14 protein-coding genes, 1 other RNA gene and 1 pseudogene are annotated in these 14,848 nt (G+C 45.7%); 9 read left to right on the forward strand and 7 right to left on the reverse strand.

Features of this window, described 5'->3' with window-relative positions; genetic code table 11:
* The first annotated feature begins 6 nt into the window (after positions 1-6).
* The 6 genes and pseudogenes from secG to M1D90_RS03640 all read left to right on the forward strand — a co-directional run.
* Positions 7-237 (forward strand): preprotein translocase subunit SecG, encoded by a 231-nt coding sequence (gene secG / locus M1D90_RS03615; RefSeq protein ID WP_003185418.1) that lies wholly within the window; start codon positions 7-9, stop codon positions 235-237.
* Between the two features lie 139 nt (positions 238-376).
* On the forward strand, positions 377-1,123 hold the full coding sequence (locus tag M1D90_RS03620; protein WP_456283140.1) for an alpha/beta hydrolase: 747 nt from the start codon (positions 377-379) through the stop codon (positions 1,121-1,123).
* Between the two features lie 13 nt (positions 1,124-1,136).
* The gene (rnr, locus tag M1D90_RS03625; RefSeq protein ID WP_144497806.1) at positions 1,137-3,440 is read left to right on the forward strand and encodes a ribonuclease R; all 2,304 of its coding nucleotides are present in this window, start codon (positions 1,137-1,139) and stop codon (positions 3,438-3,440) included.
* A 115-nt stretch (positions 3,441-3,555) separates the two neighbouring features.
* Positions 3,556-4,029 carry an SsrA-binding protein SmpB gene (gene smpB, locus M1D90_RS03630; protein ID WP_009329604.1) on the forward strand — a complete coding sequence of 158 codons (474 nt, stop codon included), beginning with the start codon at positions 3,556-3,558 and terminating at the stop codon, positions 4,027-4,029.
* A 116-nt stretch (positions 4,030-4,145) separates the two neighbouring features.
* Positions 4,146-4,501, forward strand: a transfer-messenger RNA (tmRNA) gene (gene ssrA / locus M1D90_RS03635).
* A gap of 93 nt (positions 4,502-4,594) precedes the next feature.
* A pseudogene (locus tag M1D90_RS03640) lies at positions 4,595-4,778 on the forward strand (peptidoglycan-binding domain-containing protein); the annotation flags it as partial.
* Here the strand turns inward: M1D90_RS03640 and M1D90_RS03645 are convergent.
* Both M1D90_RS03645 and M1D90_RS03650 read right to left on the reverse strand, forming a co-directional pair.
* Entirely contained in the window at positions 4,762-5,121 is a 360-nt protein-coding gene (locus M1D90_RS03645) for a hypothetical protein (protein ID WP_456283141.1), read from the reverse strand. The pseudogene M1D90_RS03640 and the gene M1D90_RS03645 overlap by 17 nt on opposite strands.
* Before the next feature lie 5 nt (positions 5,122-5,126).
* Positions 5,127-6,740 carry a ribonuclease YeeF family protein gene (locus M1D90_RS03650; RefSeq protein ID WP_456283142.1) on the reverse strand — a complete coding sequence of 538 codons (1,614 nt, stop codon included), beginning with the start codon at positions 6,738-6,740 and terminating at the stop codon, positions 5,127-5,129.
* Between the two features lie 245 nt (positions 6,741-6,985).
* Between M1D90_RS03650 and M1D90_RS03655 the strand changes: the two genes are divergently transcribed.
* The 3 genes from M1D90_RS03655 (at position 6,986) to M1D90_RS03665 (ending at position 10,647) form a co-directional block, all read left to right on the forward strand.
* Positions 6,986-7,147 carry a hypothetical protein gene (locus M1D90_RS03655; protein ID WP_153247050.1) on the forward strand — a complete coding sequence of 54 codons (162 nt, stop codon included), beginning with the start codon at positions 6,986-6,988 and terminating at the stop codon, positions 7,145-7,147.
* A 628-nt stretch (positions 7,148-7,775) separates the two neighbouring features.
* Positions 7,776-9,323: a glycoside hydrolase family 43 protein gene (locus M1D90_RS03660; RefSeq protein WP_456283143.1), complete on the forward strand. Its 1,548-nt coding sequence runs from the start codon at positions 7,776-7,778 to the stop codon at positions 9,321-9,323.
* A 100-nt stretch (positions 9,324-9,423) separates the two neighbouring features.
* Complete coding sequence (locus tag M1D90_RS03665) at positions 9,424-10,647, forward strand: glycoside hydrolase (RefSeq protein WP_044803292.1); 1,224 nt, start codon at positions 9,424-9,426, stop codon at positions 10,645-10,647.
* A 176-nt stretch (positions 10,648-10,823) separates the two neighbouring features.
* On the opposite strand, the gene M1D90_RS03670 is transcribed toward M1D90_RS03665, so the two are convergent.
* The 5 genes from M1D90_RS03670 to M1D90_RS03690 form a co-directional block, all read right to left on the reverse strand.
* Positions 10,824-12,269, reverse strand: coding sequence for an alpha/beta fold hydrolase (locus tag M1D90_RS03670; protein ID WP_456283144.1), 1,446 nt, complete (start codon positions 12,267-12,269; stop codon positions 10,824-10,826).
* A 147-nt stretch (positions 12,270-12,416) separates the two neighbouring features.
* Positions 12,417-12,902 carry a DUF6022 family protein gene (locus M1D90_RS03675; protein ID WP_039073024.1) on the reverse strand — a complete coding sequence of 162 codons (486 nt, stop codon included), beginning with the start codon at positions 12,900-12,902 and terminating at the stop codon, positions 12,417-12,419.
* A 64-nt stretch (positions 12,903-12,966) separates the two neighbouring features.
* Complete coding sequence (locus tag M1D90_RS03680; RefSeq protein WP_025810753.1) at positions 12,967-13,365, reverse strand: YrvL family regulatory protein; 399 nt, start codon at positions 13,363-13,365, stop codon at positions 12,967-12,969.
* Positions 13,366-13,437: 72 nt separating this feature from the next.
* Positions 13,438-14,592 (reverse strand): oxalate decarboxylase family bicupin, encoded by a 1,155-nt coding sequence (locus M1D90_RS03685; RefSeq protein ID WP_020452974.1) that lies wholly within the window; start codon positions 14,590-14,592, stop codon positions 13,438-13,440.
* Between the two features lie 93 nt (positions 14,593-14,685).
* Entirely contained in the window at positions 14,686-14,835 is a 150-nt protein-coding gene (locus M1D90_RS03690; protein WP_020452973.1) for a YvrJ family protein, read from the reverse strand.
* Positions 14,836-14,848: the final 13 nt, after the last annotated feature.

The following is a 14,848-nucleotide window of genomic DNA, read 5'->3' on the forward strand; positions in this document are numbered from 1 at the left end:
TAGGTTATGGCCGCATTTTTAACGGTCTTATTAGTGATTGTAAGTATCGTACTGATCGTTGTCGTTTTACTGCAATCCGGCAAAAGCGCCGGATTATCAGGCGCAATTTCCGGCGGAGCCGAGCAGCTTTTCGGAAAGCAGAAAGCAAGAGGACTTGATTTGATTCTCCACCGGATGACGGTCGTTTTAACCGTGCTTTTCTTTTTCTTAACGATTGCGCTTGCTTACTTTGTATAAGACAATGAAGCATGAGGTCTGATGTTCAAGTCAGGCCTTTTTCCTATTTGCAGGTCTTTGTATGAAGAGACCGGCCGATTGATAAAGTTTGTTTCAAGACTAAACGTGGAAGAATACATATAAAAGGAGACAGTGAATCATGAAAATCGTCAAACCACAACCTTTCACATTTAAAGGCGGAAAAAAAGTAGTCCTGCTGCTGCACGGATTTACCGGCAACACGGCGGACGTGAGAATGCTCGGAAGATATTTGAATGAAAAAGGCTACACATGCCATGCGCCCCAATATAAAGGCCACGGCGTGCCTCCGGAAGAACTTCTTTCCACAGGGCCGGAAGACTGGTGGAAAGACGTCATGAACGGGTATGAATATTTGAAATCGGAAGGGTATGAACAAATCGCCGCTTGCGGTCTGTCTCTCGGAGGGGTTTTTTCATTGAAATTGGGTTACACTGTACCCATAAAGGGAATTGTTCCAATGTGCGCGCCGATGTATATCAAAAGCGAAGAGACGATGTACGAGGGTGTGCTTGAGTATGCACGCAATTATAAGAAATTTGAAGGCAAGGCAGCGGAACAGATTGACGCTGAGATGGAAGAATTCAAAAAAACGCCGATGAACACGTTGAAAGCACTGCAGGATTTGATTGCCGATGTCAGAGAGCATGTGGACATGATCTATTCGCCTACATTTGTCGTGCAGGCGCGCCACGATCATATGATTAATACGGACAGCGCGAACATCATCTACAATGAAGTTGAAACGGATGATAAGCAGCTGAAATGGTATGAAGAATCCGGTCATGCCATCACATTGGATAAAGAACGCGAAGCACTGCACAAGGATGTGTATCAATTTTTAGAAACGCTGGATTGGCAGACATAAGGAGGTCTGGTTAGTGGAAAAAGAAGAATTTATGGATAAGCTTCTCTCCTTTATGAAAGAAGAAGCGTATAAACCTCTTACAGTTCAGGAACTGGAAGAGATGCTGGAAATCACCGATTCGGACGAATACAAAGAGCTTGTCAAAGCTCTTGTAACCCTTGAAGAAAAAGGGCTGGTCGTCAGAACGAGAAGCAACCGCTACGGTTTGCCCGAAAAAATGAATTTGATCAAAGGGAAGGTGTCGGCGCACGCGAAAGGCTTCGCGTTTGTTCTCCCCGAAGATTCCTCGCTTGACGATGTCTTCATTCCGCCGTCTGAGCTGAATACGGCAATGAACGGAGATACCGTGCTTGTCCGCCTGAGTACGGAGTCCGGAGGTACAAAAAAAGAAGGAGCCATCATCCGCATCATTGAGCGCAACGTTCAGAAGATTGTCGGCACGTATACAGAGACGAAAAACTTCGGCTTCGTCATTCCCGACGATAAAAAAATCACGAATGACATCTTTATTCCGAAGCACGCCAAAAACGGCGCCGTCGAGGGGCACAAAGTCGTCGTCCGCCTGACAAGCTATCCTGAAGGCCGGATGAGTGCGGAAGGGGAAGTTATCGAGATTCTCGGCCACAAAAACGACCCCGGCATCGATATCCTTTCCATCATTCATAAACATGGCCTCCCGGGAGACTTTCCGGCTGAGGCGATGGAACAAGCCGGCAATACGCCTGATACAATCGATGAAAAAGATCTTGAAGGCAGACGGGATCTGCGCGATCAAACGATCGTCACGATCGACGGCGCAGATGCCAAAGACTTGGATGATGCCGTTACCGTCACAAAACTCAAAAACGGCCATTATAAACTCGGCGTCCACATTGCCGATGTCAGCCATTATGTCACAGAAGGGTCTCCGATTGACCAGGAAGCATATGAACGCGGCACGAGCGTCTATCTTGTCGACCGGGTGATTCCGATGATCCCGCACAGGCTGTCGAATGGAATCTGCTCTTTAAATCCGAAGGTTGACCGGCTGACTTTGTCGTGCGAAATGCTCATTAATCCTCAAGGGCAAGTCGTCGAACACGAAATTTTTCAAAGTGTCATTAAAACGACCGAGCGGATGACTTATTCTGACGTGAACAAGATTTTAGTCGATGACGATGAAGAGCTGAAGCAGAAATATGAGGCGCTTGTCCCGATGTTCAAAGACATGGAAGACTTGGCTGCGATTCTGCGCGGCAAGCGGATGGAACGCGGTGCCGTCGACTTTGACTTTAAGGAAGCGAAGGTACTCGTCGACGAAGAAGGAAAAGCGAAGGACGTCGTCTTGAGAGAACGGTCGACAGCAGAAAAGCTGATCGAAGAATTTATGCTTGTCGCCAATGAAACGGTCGCCGAGCACTTTCATTGGATGAATGTTCCGTTTATTTACCGGATTCACGAAGATCCGGATCAAGAAAAGCTCCAGAGATTTCTTGAGTTCGTTACGACATTCGGCTATGTCGTCAAAGGGACGGCCGGAAGCATCCATCCGAAAGCGCTGCAAAGCGTGCTTGAAGAAGTCAGGGATCGTCCTGAAGAAGCCGTAATTTCAACGGTTATGCTCAGATCGATGAAGCAGGCGAAATACGATCCGCAAAGCCTCGGACACTTCGGCTTGTCGACTGAATTCTACACCCATTTCACGTCACCGATTCGCCGCTACCCTGACTTGATCGTCCACAGGCTGATCAGGACGTATTTGATTCAGGGCAAGACAGACGAAGCGACAAGGGAGAAATGGGCCGAAAAACTGCCTGAGATCGCCGAGCATACGTCAAATATGGAACGCAATGCCGTAGATGCCGAGCGGGAAACGGATGATCTGAAAAAAACCGAATTTATGCTGGATAAGATCGGTGAAGAATTTGACGGTGTGATCAGTTCCGTTACGAACTTCGGCATGTTTGTCGAGCTGCCGAACACGATCGAAGGGCTTGTCCACGTCAGCTTTATGACGGACGATTTTTACCGTTATGATGAACAGCACTATGCCATGATCGGCGAGCGTACGGGCAACGTCTACCGGATCGGCGATGAGATTACGGTCCGCGTCGTTGACGTCAATAAAGACGAGCGGAACATCGATTTTGAAATCGTCGGCATGAAAGGCTCCCGCCGCCGGCAGAAACCGGAGCCAAAACAGAAAAAGGGTCCTAAAAAGGATGCTCCATCGGCTGACAAAGGGGAATGGTTCACCAAGCCGAAAAAGAAAAAAGTAAAGAAAAAACGCGGTTTTCAAAACGCGCCGAAACAAAAACGCAAGAAAAAGAAAAAATAGACGGCACACGTCAAAAAAAGGGCGGCGAAATTGTAAGGCGAACGTTCATTTGATAGAATAATACGTATTCGCCGCCCTTTTGAATGTGAGATTGAAGGCGGGAGGAGGTTGCCGTATGCCAAAGGGAGAAGGGAAGGTTGTTTCCCAAAATAAAAAAGCAAATCATGATTATTTTATAGAAGAAACATACGAAACAGGCATCGTGCTTCAAGGTACGGAAATCAAGTCCATTCGCGCCGGACGGGTGAATTTAAAGGACGCGTTCGCCAAAATTGAGCGCGGGGAAGTGTTCCTTCACAATATGCACATCAGCCCGTATGAGCAGGGGAACCGCTACAACCATGATCCGTTGCGGACGAGAAAGCTTTTGATGCACCGCAAGCAGATCAACAAATTGATCGGTTTGACGAAAGAGCAGGGATACTCGCTCGTACCGCTCAAGATTTATTTGAAGAACGGTTTTGCGAAAGTGCTGCTCGGACTCGGAAAAGGGAAGAAGAAATTCGACAAACGCGAAGACTTAAAGCGCAAAGACGCCAAACGTGAAATCGAAAGAGCATTCCGCGACAGGCAAAAAGGCTTGATCTAAAGCCGGAACCCATGTTATCCTATATGAACGTGATCACAGACATTACCATTTGGAATTGACGCGTGATCTTGTTATAATAGTGATGCAGCCAGTTATCCGACTTCCTTTTCATCCAAGGGGACGTTACGGATTCGACAGGGACGGATCGAGCTTGAGTTGCGAGCCGAGAGGCGATCTCGTAAAAACGCACCTAAATATAACTGGCAAATCTAACCAGAACTTAGCACTAGCTGCCTAATTAGCGCAGCGAGCTCTTGCCCGCATCGCCTATGTGCCGGTTAAGAGCCCATAACGAAGTAGGCTACGCTTGCGCTCCCGTCTGAGAGCGCAGGAAGAGACTTATCAGACTAGCTTTCCGAGGGCCTGCCCGCAGGCACGAAGATGAGCGAAACTAAATATGCAGGGCTACGCTCGTAGACGCTGAAGCAATCGACGTTTCTGGACGTGGGTTCGACTCCCACCGTCTCCACCATACATATGATGGTGGTTTTTTTGTTTTTGGGGGAGTTTTTGTTGTTTGCCTTTGAAAGGCTTAATGAATATATGAATGATACTGCGGAATACGTCGCAGAATAACGGCATAGATGGCTATTACGGGCCGAAAACAGCGAATGCGGTCAAACGTTTCCAAGCTGATGTAAGGGCTGCCTGCCGACGGTATTTACGGACCGAAGACAAAGGCGAAATTGGAGGCATTATTGAAAAAACAAAAAGAGGCCCTAAAAAGGGCCTTTAATCGTATTCAATAACAACAGTTTTATTTTTGGCGTTTTCGAGAAATTGTATAATTTCTTTAACTAATTCCACTAATTCTTTTTTAAAACCGTCTGAAGTATCTACTTTGTTTACATCAAAACTTTTCATTTGGTTTATTGTTAATTGTACGTCTTCAATTACCCAAGGCGAGTCATCATACCAGCCTTCTTGATAATAGTACTCTTTAATAATTCCCTCTTTCTCTAGTTTGTTATCTAATAAAGCTTTTAATAAAGTTTCAAAGTATCCATTCCACATTACGAACTTATTTTCTCCATCAGATAAAGCAAGTTCAGGTTCACCCTCAAATCCATCATAAAATTTTGTGTTTAGCAACTTGATCAATCCTTCCAATGGCCTTTTTCTAAAATTTTTAATTGGTCTTTAGTAGCTGTCCCAGCTTTTCTTTCCCTAATCGCTTCAAACCATTTATGTCCTTCAATCCACTCGTCTTCTCCAATTTTAAAGAATCTTTGTGGTTGTTGTCCACCGTTTCCCGGAACAGTTTTTTGTACAACCCACGTATTTCCTTGGTTTTTAGGCGCTCCAGGAGTACTTGTGTGCCATCTGACTTCATATTTGTATGTTCCATCATTCCATTTATATGTTATTTGTTCATAATCAGTTTTCGACTGGGCTTTGATTTTTGCGGTATCAGGAATTTTAATTGGAGCTCTTTTAGAGTATTCTTTGGCTATTTTAATTTGTTCTTCGGCTGTCATTGCAGAAAATTTATCTTTACTTGCTGATTTAGAAGTTTTGCTTTCAACTTTCCCAACATCTTCAGCAGTTTTCAACTCTTTATCTACCTTCGCAACTTTCTTTCCCGCTTCTTCACCTTTAAATAACTTGAAGCCGCGCTTTCCGTACTTAAATGCCTTTCCGAAAGGTGTGACACTCAATCCGGCGATCAAACGGTCCCCACTACTTTTAACGATTTCACCTGTCGCAAGGTCGTATCCAAACGCTGCTCTTACTGCATCATACACACCTGTAAATTCCATCGCTGTATCGAAATATTTAGCAAAGTCGCTTTTTTCCACATGCTCTGGAAGGGTGTAGGCGGGTTCTATCTTAACGATTGTATCACCATCTATGTATGCCCGGTAAAGCGTATCGTTAAATACTCTATAATCTTTTTTAAGTTCATTCAATTCCTCTTGAGTGTACTCTTTCTTGGGAACCTTTTGTGTCGCCAATTTTTTTAATCGATCTGGATCGGCGAGTGTGTTTACGTCAGCATCTTCTTTGTCACCGACTTTTTTCAGCATGGCACCCATCGCTGTTTCTTGATTTCCACTCAAGGTATCCATCTCATCCGGCTTTAAAATCGCGCCTTTTTGATAACTGGTGATTTCTATTTTGGGGCCGGTATACATCTTTTCGAGCCGCGCTATGTATCTCTGCATCGTCTCAAGATCATTTTCAGCCGTTTTGAGCGCGTTTGTCTGTTCGCGGTCAAACGCATGCAGCTTTTCAAGAGTCGTGCTGATTTCCTTTAACGCTTTCTGATTCTGTTCATGAAAACCGCTGTCATTCAAATCCGGTAAATCAACGATATGACTAACTTTTGCGATCGTAGCGTTGGTCTTGGAAACCAAATGTTTCGTTGTTCGATCAGCCGCATTCAAGCCATTCTCCAACTCGTGTTCGAGAAAGGACTGGGAAATAAATGCGTTATGGTTGGGTTCCAGGGAATTCAGCGCGCTTTTCATTTTCTTCAGCGTGGAACTGTATTCCTCTATGAAAGTATCATAGAACTGTAGAAAAGGGGTGTGACATTCCTCGTAAAAGGCGCGAATCGCGTCGCCGCCTTTTCCCTTTAAAGCATCATCAAGTGATGTGATGCCCTCAACGGCCTTTTTGACCTTGGCGAATTCGTCTGATTGTTGTTTTAATTGTTCCAGCGTTTGATCAATTGCATTGTGCAACGACTGAACATCCAGAGTCTTCATGGCATTCTCCTCTTTGTTTATCTGGGGCATTCATATGCCAAAAGTAACAACTAGTAATGAGTTTACCACTATATAGAAAGGAATTGGTGAATAAACCCTGAACATCCATGAAAATGAATCGAATGTAATAGGTTATTTTTCCTTTTCTGTATTGAGATAAGGCAAGGAGTAGATGAAAATTGAAGGAATGCAGAATGTCATGTCGAATTCAGCTGGTATATACGCTGGCCAAAAGGAGGTATAACATGCTCATCATTGAATCGTTAATAGGATACGTTTGTTTTTTTACTGTTAATGCCATTTATGATACATACATTAAAAAAGCCAAGACTCCGTTTGGACACTTGGCTTTGATTTCGCTTGTTCAGACTGCGATTGCTTTAAGTCTTTTCTTTATTTTCTCCTGATTATAAGAGGTTGCCGCTTTCCTCAGCGGCACTCAGCTTTTCGGTCATTCCTCCGGATTCAGCTCGCTTGTCAAGTCGCCGCCCGTTCCTTTAATAATTGCAATATCTGTGCTTAGTCGCCTGCAGATGTTCTTCTGCTCCTTTTTCTTTCCGCGATTATGAATCACCTCTACGCCAACAGTTTACAAAACAAACCTTTGTCCTTTTTTCTTTTAATTGAAATGAAATTAGTTCATAAGAATTAATTTTTAGATGTGCAAAAAAGAAATGATAAAAGACACTTAATATGCTTAAAAAATTATGGTAAGTTTTTGAAGGTGCTAAATGTAAAAGTTTGTATGATCAACGCTTATGCAAAACGGTTATTAAATATGAACTACAGGAGGGGATGCGGAGAAAGAAGAGCAAAGCGCCGGCAGATAAATCACCGGTCAGGTTATTGCGGTTGCTGAACGCGTTCTTCCGGAAGAGGGCTAGGCCCGGCTTCGCGAAGGAATAGAGCTATGAAAGAAGCTGCTTCAAGATTAGAAATCGCCCCAAAGCCGGATCGCACTTTTCAAAGACAGGGGCTTCTGCCGGAAAAATCGGCAACTCGCCTGATTTTATAGATAAAAGGAGGATGTTGGTTATGAAAATGAAGTGCGGTGCATGTTTATTGGTTCTTGTGCTATTCATGAGCTGTATACCTGGGAAATCTGTACTTGCTGCCAGCACAACCATTGCAAAACATGTAGGGAATTCTAACCCGCTTATAGACCATCATTTAGGAGCGGATCCCTTTGCGCTGACCTATAACGGAAGAGTCTACATCTATATGTCCAGTGACGATTATGAATATAACAGCAACGGAACGATTAAGGATAATTCATTTGCCAATTTGAACAAAGTGTTCGTCATCTCTTCAGCGGATATGGTGAACTGGACAGATCACGGAGCCATTCCGGTGGCAGGTGCCAACGGGGCTAATGGCGGCCGGGGGATTGCGAAATGGGCAGGCGCGTCCTGGGCCCCGTCAGTCGCAGTTAAAAAGATAAATGGTAAGGATAAATTCTTCCTTTACTTTGCAAACGGCGGCGGAGGTATCGGGGTCCTCACCGCAGACAGCCCGACCGGGCCGTGGACAGATCCGATTGGAAAAGCGTTGGTTACAACAAGTACACCGGGAATGTCCGGCGTTGTTTGGCTATTTGATCCGGCAGTGTTCGTAGATGACGATGGCACCGGTTATCTGTATGCCGGTGGAGGCATCCCCGGCGGTTCAAATCCAACGCAGGAGCAATGGGCAAATCCTAAAACAGCACGAGTCATAAAATTGGGGAACGATATGACCAGCGTTGTTGGAAGCGCGTCTGTGATTGATGCGCCTTTCATGTTTGAAGACTCGGGAATTCATAAACATAACGGAAAATATTACTATTCCTATTGCATCAATTTCAGCGGTGTGCACCCGGCCAATATACCACCGGGTGAAATCGGCTACATGACCAGCTCAAGTCCCATGGGGCCCTTTACGTATAGAGGGCATTTCCTGAAAAATCCGGGTGCATTCTTCGGGGCTGGCGGAAACAACCATCATGCTGTTTTCAATTTTAAAAACGAGTGGTATGTGGTGTACCATGCTCAAACTGTCAGTTTCGCTTTGTTCGGAGCCGGCAAAGGATACCGTTCTCCCCATATCAATAAGCTGGTCCATCTTGCAAACGGGTCCATTCAAGAGGTGGCGGCAAATTACAGGGGAGTGTCTCAGCTTGCCAATTTGAATCCGTATAACCGGGTAGAAGCTGAAACGTTTGCCTGGAATGGACGCATTTTGACGGAGAAATCCTCAGCACCCGGCGGACCGGAAAATAATCAAAACGTAACAAGCATTCATAACGGAGACTGGATTGCTGTAGGAAATGCTGACTTCGGCACGCGCGGAGCGAGGACATTTAAAGCCAATGTCGCTTCCACTGCAGGCGGTAAAATTGAAGTCCGTCTCGACAGTGTAACAGGTAAGCTTGTGGGAACTCTGAATGTACCTTCCACAGGCGGAGCGCAGACTTGGAGAGAAATAGAAACCACTGTGAGCGGCGCAACCGGTGTTCACAACGTCTATTTTGTATTTACCGGAAACAGTTCAGGCAACTTGTTTAATTTTGATTACTGGCAGTTTACACAAAATGAGCACCGGTAACAGCAAAAAGGTGGTCTCAGAGGGGTTTTCATATACCACAACAATGAGAGGATGAAAGCATGTGAAAAAAATAATTTGTGTATTGTTGGCATATGTAATGATGCTGTCGCTCATGTTAACCGGGCCTGCCGCTTCTGAAGTTTCAGCAGCCAGTGACGCAACAGTTCGTCTATCTGCAGAAAAACAAGTGATTCGCGGTTTTGGAGGGATGAATCACCCGGCTTGGATCGGGGATCTTACAGCAGCTCAAAGAGAAACCGCCTTTGGCAATGGACAGAATCAGTTAGGCTTTTCAATTTTAAGAATTCATGTTGATGAAAATAGAAACAATTGGTACAGAGAAGTGGAGACGGCAAAGAGTGCGATCAAACACGGAGCAATCGTTTTTGCTTCTCCCTGGAATCCGCCAAGCGATATGGTTGAGACTTTCAATCGGAATGGAGACACATCAGCTAAACGGCTGAGATACGATAAGTACGCCGCATACGCGAAGCATCTTAACGACTTTGTTACCTTCATGAAAAATAATGGCGTGAATCTGTATGCGATTTCCGTCCAAAACGAGCCTGATTACGCACACGACTGGACGTGGTGGACACCGCAAGAAATACTTCGCTTTATGAAAGAGAACGCCGGCTCGATTAATGCCCGTGTCATCGCGCCTGAGTCGTTTCAATACTTAAAAAATATATCGGATCCGATTTTGAATGATCCGAAGGCGCTTGCCAATATGGATATTCTTGGCGCTCATCTTTATGGTACACAGCTTAACAATTTCGCTTATCCACTGTTCAAACAAAAAGGAGCAGGAAAAGATCTTTGGATGACGGAAGTATATTATCCGAACAGTGACAATCATTCTGCGGACCGCTGGCCTGAGGCATTGGATGTTTCGCACCATATTCACAATTCGATGGTAGAGGGAGATTTTCAGGCTTATGTATGGTGGTACATCCGCAGATCATACGGTCCTATGAAAGAAGACGGTACGATCAGCAAACGCGGTTACAATATGGCTCATTTCTCGAAGTTTGTCCGTCCCGGTTATGTCAGGGTTGATGCGACAAAGAGCCCCGCTTCAAACGTTTACGTATCTGCCTATAAAGGTGACAACAAAGTCGTTATAGTTGCCATTAATAAAAACAACTCAGGGGTTAACCAAAACTTCGTTCTGCAGAATGGATCTGTTTCTCAAGTATCCAGATGGATCACGAGCAGCAGCAGCAACCTTCAACCTGGAACGAATCTCAATGTAACAGACAATCATTTTTGGGCGCATCTTCCGGCTCAGAGTGTGACAACATTTGTCGCTAACCTCCGCTAATATTAACGACGCCGCGCATGAAGCGGAGTTACAAGCCGCACAGTTCCGATATGCCGGGCTTAGCGGCCATTTAGTGAAAAGGCATACGAAAAATATTTAGTTCTCGCAATCCAGGGTGTATCTGTTAATGAGACAAAGAGGGTGCCGCCGCCGGCACCCTTTCTGTCGTTTTCGGTTTATTCCTTCGGAAACTTCACCTCCGGATATGACGGATTCGGCTTGCTGATCAAGCCGCTGCCGGTTTCTTTTAAATGCTTGTTGAAAAAATCCAAAACGTACCGGTTCACGATATCCGCGCTTCGTTCGCCGTCGATGTCGCCCGTCATGCCGAGCTGCTTCAAAAGTTTTGAATAAAGCTGCAAGTCGGTGAAGTTGTAATGCTCCGTTCCTTCAATATACACCATTGACGCTTGATCAATGATTTTGTATTCCTTTTTTCGTTCCTCAATCATCTTGTTGAATTCTTCTTTCGTTAAACCCGAATTTTTGATTTCTTCATCAGAAATTTTTCCGCTGAGCGCCTTGTCTTTAATGTTCATAAAGCTGCTCGATTCCATGAATAGAAACGGCTTTGAAATCGCCTGCTTGCCGTTGACATTGTACAGTGAACCGTCCATGTTGATTCCGGCTTTAATTTTGGGATTTGAATATGCGGCGTTAAACGCCGTGGCGCCGCCGAATGAGTGACCCATCATCCCGATGTTGTCCATATCGAGTTTTCCCTTAAAGGCATCGCGATTCAGCTGATCCAACTGGTTGATGACAAAGTCGGCGTCCTGCGTCCAAATGTTCCCGAGCTTGCTGCTGTTTTCGGAAACTCCGTTCATATATCGCTCGGTTGTTAAGCCTGTCATCCGTCCGTCTGGAAAAGCCGTTGCCATCGTACTGTACGTATGATCGATCGCCACTGCGACAAATCCATGGCTTGCCAGATGTTCGGCTTGGGAAGCGTGCAGCAGCCGGCTTGTTCCGAAGCCGTGGCTGATTACGACGACTGGATATCGGGCTTCAGCTGATGAGATCGCAACGTTTTCGTATGAGTTTGTTTTGATGTAGCGCCAATAGTCCAAAGCAAACGGGGGAAGACCGAATCCATCTGCGAAATTCTCAATATATTCGTGAAATGTGCTTGCGTCTTCGGGAAAGAGAGGTGCCCGTTTCTGTCCATGCAAACCTTGGGCGGGGTACCATACTTGGATCATCAGTTCTCTTTTATCGTGCGGATTTTTTGTCAGCGTTTCTTCTCTGTCGCGGTCGGTCAAATGAAACGTCTTCGTCCCGACAGAATAAGCGCCGTCAGGCTTAGGCAAATCGAAGACGGGCAGGTATACAGACAGGAAGACGGAGATTGCCAGCATGGCGAATGTTAGAACATACAAGCCATATTTCAGCGGCTTCCACATCTTGATTTGAAGCCTTTTACCGAAGATCGCGATAAAGGCGAGGGCGGCGGAGATCAGATAGATCAAAACCATTTGCCATCTGTATCCCTCAAAAAAAAGCTGTCCCGCCAACACGCCAATACTCGCAAATCCGGCTGCCGCCGCAAGTTTTCTCGGCATTTTTTGCTGAAACAGCATGACAAAAGACAGGAGTGTTAATAATATTTCGAAAGTTCTCATGATTTTCTCCCTTATGTAAGATGTTGGTGGTCTTATACATAACGAATGTGTGGTTTGATTGGTTGCAAAAATATTCCTTGTGCTGCATTAAAAAAACCGCCGGGTTACCCAGCGGTTGCAGCTTATGATGTTGTGGGTCGCTATCAGCTAGTTTTCCTTTATCTGTTTCACGTGAGCGACAATTCTGTCTCTCTCTGTTTCCTCCAATGTGTAAATCTTCGGAGAAAGAGGCACGTCAAACCCGGCGTGAGAGTGAAAAAAGTCAAAGAGCAGCGTCCCGGCAGGCTTTTCTTGCTGATCGGAGATGACAGCCCAAAACACCCGTGAGCGGCAGTCGTCAGCTCCCCATTTTTCCATGGACTGTCTAAAGTTTAAGCCTTTTCCGATGAAAAAATCACCTTTTCCCGCATCTTGAATCGTTGTAAAGCCGGACTGTTCGAGACTTTCAAATACAGGAGGCAGCAGGTGGTCCAAGTAGACGCCGTAAGTCGCGTCTTCCAATTCGGGAAACACCTTTAAAAGCGCTTCGCGATGATCTTCAAGCGTTTGTTTCCAATTGGCGGCGACATAGCTTTGCACCTGTTCGCCGATTTCTTTGATCGACATGTCGGGTCTAAAACGTACCTTATACAAGAACGAAAACCTCCTTTTGATTACTTGAAATCCATTATATAACATTCTCCTGCACAGTGGATTCTCAATATAAGAGCGAACCGGACCTCTGCCGTGGATAAAGGATTTTATCAATGGTAAAAAACGAAACGGCAATCATGATTTCCGCCGAAGAGGTCAGCAGAACGTCGTCCAGCAATTCGTCCGCTGTAAAAATCGCGGCCCATAAACATCCGATCGTGAGCATTTCGGCTGCAAAAAACGTGATCCGCCGATTGATGCCCAGCAGCTTCATACTGTGGATGAGCAGCTTTTCAGCCGGTTCCAGGACAAAGGTCAGTGCGGTATAACAAAGCGTAAACAAAAGCAGGGACCCGACAGTTTGGTAAAATGCGCCCGGCAGATGAAACAGGATCGAAATGCCGAGAAAGTGGGCGAAAAAAACGAACATTACCGATAAGCAGCAAATAACGAAATGTTTCATGATACAACTCCTTTTAAATATGTACACAGCAGCCGAAGGCCTGCAGGATATGTCTCCTGCAAGCCTGGCTGGTTATTTCTTATCAAATTTCACGACCGGATGCTTTTCTTTAGAGAGCATGTTTGTAAACTCGCTGCCGACGTCGAGGTGCTGGCGGACAAGCTCTTCCGGAACGAGCGCGAGCCATTGGTTTAACGAAACGTCAGCATAGTGGTCGTCTTTGAAGATTTCGAGGAAGCGAAGCGGTTCGTCTCCTGTATTTTGGACGTAGTGTCCCATTGCAAACGGCACATAGCCGACATCTCCGGCCTGGTAGTTAAATGTTCTGGCATGCCCGTCGGACGCGAAAACGGTCATTTTCGCTTGTCCGGAAATATAATACTGCCATTCGTCTGTATTCGGATGCCAGTGCAGCTCCCGGATGCCTCCAGGTTCGACTTCCACCAGCGCAGAAGCGATTGTTTTCGACGCTTTGAAATTCGTGGAATCGGCAATCCATACTTTACCGCCGCTAGATACGATCGGTTCCTGTTCAAGCAAATTGTAGCTGAAAGATTGAGGCACCGTTCCGTTCGGGCTTTCGACTTTGTCTTTCTCAAGACATCCAGGGATCACTTCTTGGAAAATATACTTTTCTTTATCTGGAAGAGATGCTACGACGTCTTTTGAAATGCCGAAGTTTGCGGCAATTACCTCATCAGGCGTATGGGCCAGCCAATCTGTCACCTGGAAGGTGCTGTTTTCAGAGAAAGAGCCGTCATCGAAGACGAGCAGGAATTCGCAGCCGTCTTCAAGCGCTTGGATTGAATGCGGCAGACCTGACGGGAAGTACCAGAGATCTCCTTCTTTCACATCTTCAATAAAGTTTCTGCCGTCTTGGTCAACAGACGTAATCCGTGCTTTTCCGTACAGCATATATGCCCATTCGGCTTCCTTATGCCAGTGAAGTTCCCTGATGGCTCCAGGTTTCAGCCTCATGTTGACAGAGGCAAGCTTGTCTGAAATCGGCAGCTCGCGAACGGTGACTTCCCGTGCATATCCGCCTTTTTCGAGTCGGTTATGGACATCGGAAAATGAAAATTTCATGTTTGACACCGTTCCGTGGTCGGTTTCCGGCGGCGCAAGCATGTCCGGATTTTGGCGATCGCGCTCAACGTTATGCGGAATTTTCGTTTCCGCTCCTTTTTCTCCTCTGATCGGCTGTGGAATTGATTTGTTTTTTTCCATGTGATATCCCCTCTTTCTCAAAATGTAAAGGAGAGCTGAAAGGCCTTTCGTTTTCCCCTTCTGTCATGTTAAGTGAAAAAAGTGAGGCCGATGTCAATCATCGGTGTCACTTTTTTCTTTGATCAATTCGATCAGTTCATCGATTTTCTTTTCAAAACGCGTCAGCAGGTAAATTGCCAATACAGCTGGAAAGCCGACATTGCCGATTTGTTTCGCTGCTTCCTCAATGAATGCACTGTCCATTCTTACCACCTCC

It is taken from the genome of Bacillus sp. JZ34 (assembly GCF_053903205.1).

Excerpts from the sequence above, each read along its gene's own strand:
- secG (WP_003185418.1), top strand. The coding sequence starts at position 7 with ATGGCCGCATTTTTAACGGTCTTATTAGTGATTGTAAGTATCGTACTG.
- M1D90_RS03620 (WP_456283140.1), top strand. The coding sequence starts at position 377 with ATGAAAATCGTCAAACCACAACCTTTCACATTTAAAGGCGGAAAAAAA.
- smpB (WP_009329604.1), top strand. The coding sequence starts at position 3,556 with ATGCCAAAGGGAGAAGGGAAGGTTGTTTCCCAAAATAAAAAAGCAAAT.
- M1D90_RS03650 (WP_456283142.1), bottom strand. The coding sequence starts at position 6,740 with ATGAAGACTCTGGATGTTCAGTCGTTGCACAATGCAATTGATCAAACG.
- M1D90_RS03655 (WP_153247050.1), top strand. The coding sequence starts at position 6,986 with ATGCTCATCATTGAATCGTTAATAGGATACGTTTGTTTTTTTACTGTT.
- M1D90_RS03660 (WP_456283143.1), top strand. The coding sequence starts at position 7,776 with ATGAAAATGAAGTGCGGTGCATGTTTATTGGTTCTTGTGCTATTCATG.
- M1D90_RS03665 (WP_044803292.1), top strand. The coding sequence starts at position 9,424 with ATGCTGTCGCTCATGTTAACCGGGCCTGCCGCTTCTGAAGTTTCAGCA.
- M1D90_RS03670 (WP_456283144.1), bottom strand. The coding sequence starts at position 12,269 with ATGAGAACTTTCGAAATATTATTAACACTCCTGTCTTTTGTCATGCTG.
- M1D90_RS03680 (WP_025810753.1), bottom strand. The coding sequence starts at position 13,365 with ATGAAACATTTCGTTATTTGCTGCTTATCGGTAATGTTCGTTTTTTTC.
- M1D90_RS03685 (WP_020452974.1), bottom strand. The coding sequence starts at position 14,592 with ATGGAAAAAAACAAATCAATTCCACAGCCGATCAGAGGAGAAAAAGGA.
- M1D90_RS03690 (WP_020452973.1), bottom strand. The coding sequence starts at position 14,835 with ATGGACAGTGCATTCATTGAGGAAGCAGCGAAACAAATCGGCAATGTC.